Genomic DNA, 237 nt, shown 5'->3' on the forward strand with positions numbered 1-237 from the left:
CTTCAGCACCAGCAACTGCTCGAAGTTCTGCGCGAACGCGCTGAGGAACGTGAAGGCGGAGAACCAGCACACGGTGATCTGCAGCGCCCGCACGCGCCCGTAGCGATCCGCGATCGCGCCGGCCAGCAGGCCGCCGAGCGCGCCCGACACGAGCGTCGCGCCGCCGATCAGGCCGGCCTGCCCCTTGCCGATGCTCCAGGTCGCGAGCAGCGCCGGGATCACGAGGCTGAACATCTG

At 70.0% G+C, this 237-nt stretch carries 1 protein-coding gene; it reads right to left on the reverse strand.

Annotation, left to right across the window (positions count from 1 at the left end; genetic code table 11):
- Nucleotides 1–237: MFS transporter (locus AAEZ05_RS30145; protein WP_350650334.1), on the reverse strand; the 237-nt coding region annotated here is incomplete at both ends.

Source organism: Pseudomonas sp. HY13-MNA-CIBAN-0226 (assembly GCF_040310305.1).
GTDB lineage: Bacteria > Pseudomonadota > Gammaproteobacteria > Pseudomonadales > Pseudomonadaceae > Aquipseudomonas > Aquipseudomonas gregormendelii.